The organism is Streptomyces sp. NPDC101234 (genome assembly GCF_044767525.1).
Classification (GTDB): domain Bacteria; phylum Actinomycetota; class Actinomycetes; order Streptomycetales; family Streptomycetaceae; genus Streptomyces; species Streptomyces sasae.
Genome location: NZ_JBIWOA010000026.1, coordinates 174,660 through 180,663 on the forward strand (window position 1 = coordinate 174,660; position 6,004 = coordinate 180,663).

Below are 6,004 nucleotides of genomic sequence, written 5' to 3' on the forward strand. Positions count from 1 at the left end.
GTGTGTCGGCTGCGGGTCCGTTTCGGCTGGTCGCGCAGTTCCCCGCGCCCCTTTGGGGCGCGGTGGGCACCGCTTCTTCCCAGGAGCCGTCCGAAAGAGCTCTGCGTGCGTGGCTCCGCCACCTGACGGCGGGGCCAACCGGCCGGGCGATCCCCACCCGCACAGGGGGTCGCCCGGCATCTCCCACACCCGGAAGAAAGCGCTTGCCCTCCCCAGAAGGGAACCCCCCGTGCGAAGAACTCGCATCCTCACCGCCGTTCTCGCCCTCGCGGCCGGGCTGCTCGCCGGTACCCCGCCCGCGCTGGCCACCACCACTCGGCAGGTGGCGCTCGCCGCCGACAGCTACACCTGGCACAACGCCCGGATCGACGGCGGTGGTTTTGTCCCCGGGATCGTCTTCAACCGTTCCGAGAAGAACCTCGCCTACGCCCGTACCGACATCGGCGGCGCCTACCGCTGGTCGGAGTCGACCAAGACCTGGACGCCGTTGCTGGACTCGGTCGGCTGGAGCGAGTGGGGGCACACCGGGGTCGTCAGCCTGGCCTCCGACTCGGTCGATCCGGACAAGGTGTACGCGGCCGTCGGGACGTACACCAACAGCTGGGACCCGACCGACGGTGCCGTGCTGCGCTCCTCCGACCGGGGTACCAGCTGGCAGAAGACCGATCTGCCGTTCAAGCTGGGCGGCAACATGCCCGGCCGGGGCATGGGCGAGCGGCTGGCGATCGACCCGAACAAGGACAGCGTGCTGTATCTGGGCGCGCCCAGCGGCAAGGGGCTGTGGCGGTCGACGGACTCAGGGGTGACCTGGTCGCAGGTGACCAATTTCCCGAACGTCGGCAACTACGTGCAGGATGCGACCGACACCACCGGCTACGCCTCGGACAACCAGGGCATCGTATGGGTCACCTTCGACGAGTCGACCGGTACGTCCGGTTCGGCGACGAAGACGATCTACGTCGGGGTCGCCGACAAGGACAACGCGGTGTACCGCTCGACGGACGCGGGCGCGACCTGGACCCGGCTGGCCGGCCAGCCGACCGGCTACCTGGCCCACAAGGGCGTGCTGGACGCGAAGAACGGCTTTCTCTATCTCGCCTACAGCGACAAGGGCGGGCCGTACGACGGCGGCAAGGGCCAGCTGTGGCGGTACGCGACCGCGACCGGTACCTGGACGAACATCAGCCCGGTGACGGAGGCCGACACCTACTACGGGTTCAGCGGTCTGACGGTCGACCGGCAGCACCCCGGCACCGTCATGGCCACCGCCTACAGCTCCTGGTGGCCGGACACCCAGATCTTCCGCTCCACGGACAGCGGGGCGACCTGGACGAAGGCGTGGGACTACACGTCGTACCCCAACCGCTCGAACCGCTACACGATCGACGTGTCGTCGTCGCCGTGGCTGACGTTCGGCGCGAACCCTTCCCTGCCCGAACAGAGCCCGAAACTGGGGTGGATGACGGAGGCGCTGGAGATCGACCCGTTCGACTCGGACCGGATGATGTACGGGACGGGCGCGACGCTGTACGGGACGGCGGATCTGACCAAGTGGGACAGCGGCGGCCAGTTCACCGTCAGGCCCATGGTGCAGGGTCTCGAGGAGACCTCGGTCAACGACCTGGCCGCTCCCCCGTCCGGCGGTGCCCAGCTCTTCAGCGCGCTGGGTGACATCGGCGGCTTCCGGCACACGGACCTCACCAAGGTCCCGTCGATGATGTACACGTCCCCGACCTTCTCGACCACCACGAGCCTGGACTTCGCGGAGTCGAACCCCAACATCGTCGTGCGGGTGGGCAATCTGGACTCCGGACCCCACATCGCCTTCTCGACGGACAACGGGGCCGACTGGTTCGGCGGAACGGATCCTTCGGGGGCGAGCGGCGGCGGTACCGTCGCGGCCGCGGCCGACGGAAGCCGGTTCGTGTGGAGTCCGGCGGGCACCGGTGTGCAGTACACGACCGGCTTCGGGTCGTCCTGGTCCGCGTCGAGCGGCATCCCGTCCGGGGCCGTCGTCGAGTCGGACCGGGTGGATCCGAAGACCTTCTACGGCTTCAAGTCCGGGAAGTTCTATGTGAGTACGGACGGCGGCGCGACCTTCTCGGCGTCCGCGGCGACCGGACTGCCGAGCGGAGACAGCGTGCGGTTCAAGGCGCTGCCCGGGACGAAGGGCGATGTGTGGCTGGCGGGCGGTTCGACGGACGGTGCGTACGGTCTGTGGCACTCGACCGACGGCGGCGCGGCCTTCGCCAAGCTCTCCGACGTCGACCAGGCCGACACCGTCGGTTTCGGCAAGGCGGCGACCGGTGCCTCGTACCAGACCCTGTACACCAGCGCGAAGATCGGCGGGGTGCGCGGCATCTTCCGTTCCACGGACGAGGGTGCGAGCTGGACACGTATCAACGACGACGCCCACCAGTGGGGTTGGACCGGGGCGGCCATCACGGGTGACCCGCGGGTCTACGGCCGGGTGTACGTCTCGACCAACGGCCGGGGTGTGGTCTACGGCGACACCTCCGACAGCGGCGGAGACGGAGGGGGCGGCACCGATCCCACGCCCTCCGGTGCCTGCACGGTCACCTACCGGATCAGCAACCAGTGGACGGGCGGCTTCCAGGCGGACGTCCAGCTGACCAACACCGGCTCCACGGCCTGGAGCGGCTGGTCGCTGGGCTGGTCCTTCCCGAACGGGCAGACGGTCGGCCAGCTCTGGAACGCCGACTGGACCCAGTCCGGTGCGGCGGTGACCGCCAGGAACGTCAGCTGGAACGGGACGGTCGCGGCCGGATCCTCGGTGTCCTTCGGCTTCACGGGCACCTGGAGCGGGGCGAACGACAGACCTTCGTCCTTCGCGCTGGGCGACCAGACCTGTACGGTCGCCTGACCGACGGGGGCGCGTGCCGCACCGGGCACGCGCCCTCTTCCCGGATGTCTAGGGCCGGGTCACCGGCACCTGCCACTCCAGCGTCGTACCGCCGTCCCCGGGGCAGTCCCACTCCAGGCGGCCGCCCAGTTCCGCCGCCCGTTCCGCCATGTTGCGCAGTCCGCTGCGCCGCCCGTCGGGCGGGATGCCCACACCGTTGTCCCGTACCGTCAGGACCAGTTCGTGCCCGTCGGTCGCGAGGATCACCTCGGCGCGGTCGGCGTGGGCGTGCCGGGCGACATTGGTGAGGGCCTCGGCGAGGACGGCGACGGCGTGGTCGGCGATCTCCTTGGGCACGTCGGTGTCGAGGAGGCCTTCCATGCGCAGGCTCGGCGCGAAGCCCAGGACCGGTGCCGCCTCCCCGGCGGCACGTACGGCGCGGGCGCGCAGCCCGGTGCCGGCTCCGCCCTCGCGGGCTCGCAGCCCGAAGATCGTCGACCTGATGATCTTGATGGTCTCGTCCAGGTCGTCCACGGCCCGCAGCACCCGCTCGGACGCCTCGGTGTGCTCGATGAAACGGCCGGCGCTCTGCAGGGTCATGCCGGTGGCGAAGAGCCGCTGGATGGCCAGGTCGTGCAGGTCCCGGGCGATCCGGTCACGGTCCTGGAGGACCGCGATCTCCTGGGCGTCCCGGCGGCGCTGGGCCAGCTCCAGGGCGATCGCCGCCTGCGCCGCGAAACTCTGCAGCGTCTCCGTCTCCCGCTCGGAGAAGACCGTGCCGCCGCTCTCGCGCGCGAGCAGCAGCACACCCCGCACCCCGCTGTCCCCGGTGCCGATGGGGATGGCCACGGCGGGGCCGAGACCCTCGAAGCGAGGCGGTTCCGGGCAGATCTTCGGGTCGTGGGCGACGTCCTGGCTGGCGACGGGGGCACCGGCCGAGAAAGCGAGGCCCATCAGGGTGTTGTCCAGAGAGAGCACCAGGCCCCGGTGGGCGTCCGCGCCCGTGCCGACGGCGATCTCCACGCCGAGCGAACCGGTCTCCTCCAGCGGGATCGCGACGACGGCCAGGTCCGAGCCCGTGATGCCCCTGGCCCGCTCCGCGATCAGGGCCAGGGCCTCGGCGGGGTCACCACCCGACATCAGGGTGTGGGTGATCTCCGCGTTGGCCCGCAGCCAGCGTTCGCGCAGCCGGGACTCCTCGTACAGGCGGGCGTTGTCGATCGCCACGCCGGCCGCGACGGCGAGCGTCGACGTCACCGACACGTCCTCCTCGTCGAACTCGAGGCCGCCGCGTTTCTCGGTGAGGTACAGATTGCCGAACACCTGGTCGCGGACCCGGATCGGCACGCCGAGGAAGGTGTTCATGGGCGGGTGGTTCGCCGGGAAACCGTAGGAGGCGGAGTGCTCGGAGAGCTTCGCGATCCGCAGCGGCTCGGGGTGGCGGATCAGCTCGCCCAGGATGCCGTGCCCCTCCGGGTAGGGGCCGATCCGGGCGATCTCCTGCTCGGTGACCCCCACCGTGTGGAAGGCCGACAGCCGCCTTCCGTCGGGCCCGATCACACCGAGCGCCCCGTACTCGGCGTCGACCAGCACGGCCGCCGCCTCCACGATGCTGCGCAGGGCCTGCTCCAGATCGAGTTCCCGGCCGACCGAGAGGACCGCCTCCAGCAGGCTGTGCACCCGGTCGCGGGTGCCGCGGGCGGCGTCCAGGCGGGCCTGCAGCTCGTCCAGCAGCTCATCGAGCCTCAGCTGCGGCAACCGTAGGCGGGCCTCTTCGGGGCCTTCCACTGCGTCCTCCCGATCCTGTCGACTGGTGGAACCGGCAGGTCCGGTCATAGGCCACCGTAGTGCGCGACAGGGGTCCGGGGCATCCGGTTCGGCCAGGTCACCGAGGTCCGCTCAGTTCGCGTCCGGTGACGAGTTCGGGCTCGATGCGCACGAAGACCTCGTGCGGGACGGGCACCCAGGAGCGGGGGCCGTCCTGGACGAGCCGCCGGTGTTCGGCGGGGTCGCTCACCACGGTCGCGGCGCCGGTGACGACGACGCTCCAGCCGGACCGGCTGCCGGCGTCGACCTCGTCGGCCTCGAAGGCGACGACGGAGCCGTCGATGGCTCGGACCAGCTCCGAGGCCGCGGACGTCCGCAGGAGGACGGCGCCGTCGCCGTCCAGTCCGAAGTTGACCGGTAGCACGGCGGGCAGCGCGTGCCGGGTGTGGACGATACGGCCGACGGGTACCGTGCCGAGCCGGGTCAGGCACTCGCGCCGGTCGAGCTCTCGGAATCCGTCGTTGGCGTACATGGGTCGCCGCCTCGTCTTTCGGGTCGCGTACTACGTGGTTCTCATGCTCCGGTGGACGCCGGGGCCACGGCCAGGGGCCAAGGGTCCCGACCGATGCGACGAAGGGCCCGGCCCGGCGGGCGGGACGTACGGCGACCGGCCACGGTGTCGCGACCGGCGCCTGAGGTCGCGACCGGCGCGCGGTATCGGGACGGGCGCGCGGTCGGTGGCTTGTGCGCCCGGGCCGTTCGGGTCGCGGACGGGTGGGCCGAACGGCCCTTCCGCGCGGGGCACCGGCTGGGCTTGTCTGCTGTCATGGGCGACAACCACACGAGGTCGGTGACGTACCGCACGGCACGGACAGCCGACGGGACCACCGTCGTGACGCTGCGCGGAGAACTCGACATACTGGCGGTTCCGGCCCTCTCCGCGGCCCTGGACGCACTGACGGCCGATGCCGAGCCCGATCTCATATTCGACCTGCGTCCCGTGTCCTTCGTCGACTGCACCGGGCTCGGCATCCTGTGCCGGGCGCGCAACCGGGTCCGGGCACGGCACGGCCGACTGCGACTGGTCGTGCCCGGCGGGGCCGTCCTGCGGTTGTTCCGGCAGACGGGGCTGGCCGGTGCCTTCGAGTTCTGCGGACCGCTCGCCGCGGACTCCGCGGCCGTCTCCCTGCGGTGACCCGCCCCGCCGCCGGTCCGGGTCAGGAGTTCCAGGTCCAGTCGGCGACCTCGGGCAGGTCGGTGCCGTGCTCGCGGATCCAGGCCTGGTGGCGGGTGCGGGCGTCGGCCATCTGCTGACGTACGGCCGCGGCGCGTACGGCGAGACCGGGGACACGGTCGATGACGTCCATGACCAGG

5 protein-coding genes are annotated in these 6,004 nt (G+C 71.2%); 2 read left to right on the forward strand and 3 right to left on the reverse strand.

Annotated elements, in window-relative coordinates:
- Nucleotides 1-229: 229 nt before the first annotated feature.
- Nucleotides 230-2,884 carry a cellulose binding domain-containing protein gene (locus tag ACIRR9_RS38110; protein WP_403761791.1) on the forward strand — a complete coding sequence of 885 codons (2,655 nt, stop codon included), beginning with the start codon at nucleotides 230-232 and terminating at the stop codon, nucleotides 2,882-2,884.
- Between the two features lie 48 nt (nucleotides 2,885-2,932).
- Here ACIRR9_RS38110 and ACIRR9_RS38115 read toward each other — a convergent pair whose 3' ends face one another.
- Together ACIRR9_RS38115 and ACIRR9_RS38120 are read right to left on the reverse strand one after the other, a co-directional pair.
- Complete coding sequence (locus ACIRR9_RS38115; protein ID WP_403761794.1) at nucleotides 2,933-4,651, reverse strand: GAF domain-containing protein; 1,719 nt, start codon at nucleotides 4,649-4,651, stop codon at nucleotides 2,933-2,935.
- A gap of 97 nt (nucleotides 4,652-4,748) precedes the next feature.
- Nucleotides 4,749-5,162 carry a pyridoxamine 5'-phosphate oxidase family protein gene (locus tag ACIRR9_RS38120; RefSeq protein WP_123972463.1) on the reverse strand — a complete coding sequence of 138 codons (414 nt, stop codon included), beginning with the start codon at nucleotides 5,160-5,162 and terminating at the stop codon, nucleotides 4,749-4,751.
- A gap of 294 nt (nucleotides 5,163-5,456) precedes the next feature.
- Between ACIRR9_RS38120 and ACIRR9_RS38125 the strand changes: the two genes are divergently transcribed.
- The gene (locus ACIRR9_RS38125) at nucleotides 5,457-5,825 is read left to right on the forward strand and encodes an STAS domain-containing protein (RefSeq protein ID WP_403761797.1); all 369 of its coding nucleotides are present in this window, start codon (nucleotides 5,457-5,459) and stop codon (nucleotides 5,823-5,825) included.
- A gap of 22 nt (nucleotides 5,826-5,847) precedes the next feature.
- Here the strand turns inward: ACIRR9_RS38125 and ACIRR9_RS38130 are convergent.
- Nucleotides 5,848-6,004: hypothetical protein (locus ACIRR9_RS38130; RefSeq protein WP_403761818.1), on the reverse strand; the 157-nt coding region annotated here is incomplete at its 5' end.

Coding starts and splice junctions, on each gene's coding strand:
- ACIRR9_RS38120 (WP_123972463.1), bottom strand. CDS start 5,162: ATGTACGCCAACGACGGATTCCGAGAGCTCGACCGGCGCGAGTGCCTG.
- ACIRR9_RS38125 (WP_403761797.1), top strand. CDS start 5,457: ATGGGCGACAACCACACGAGGTCGGTGACGTACCGCACGGCACGGACA.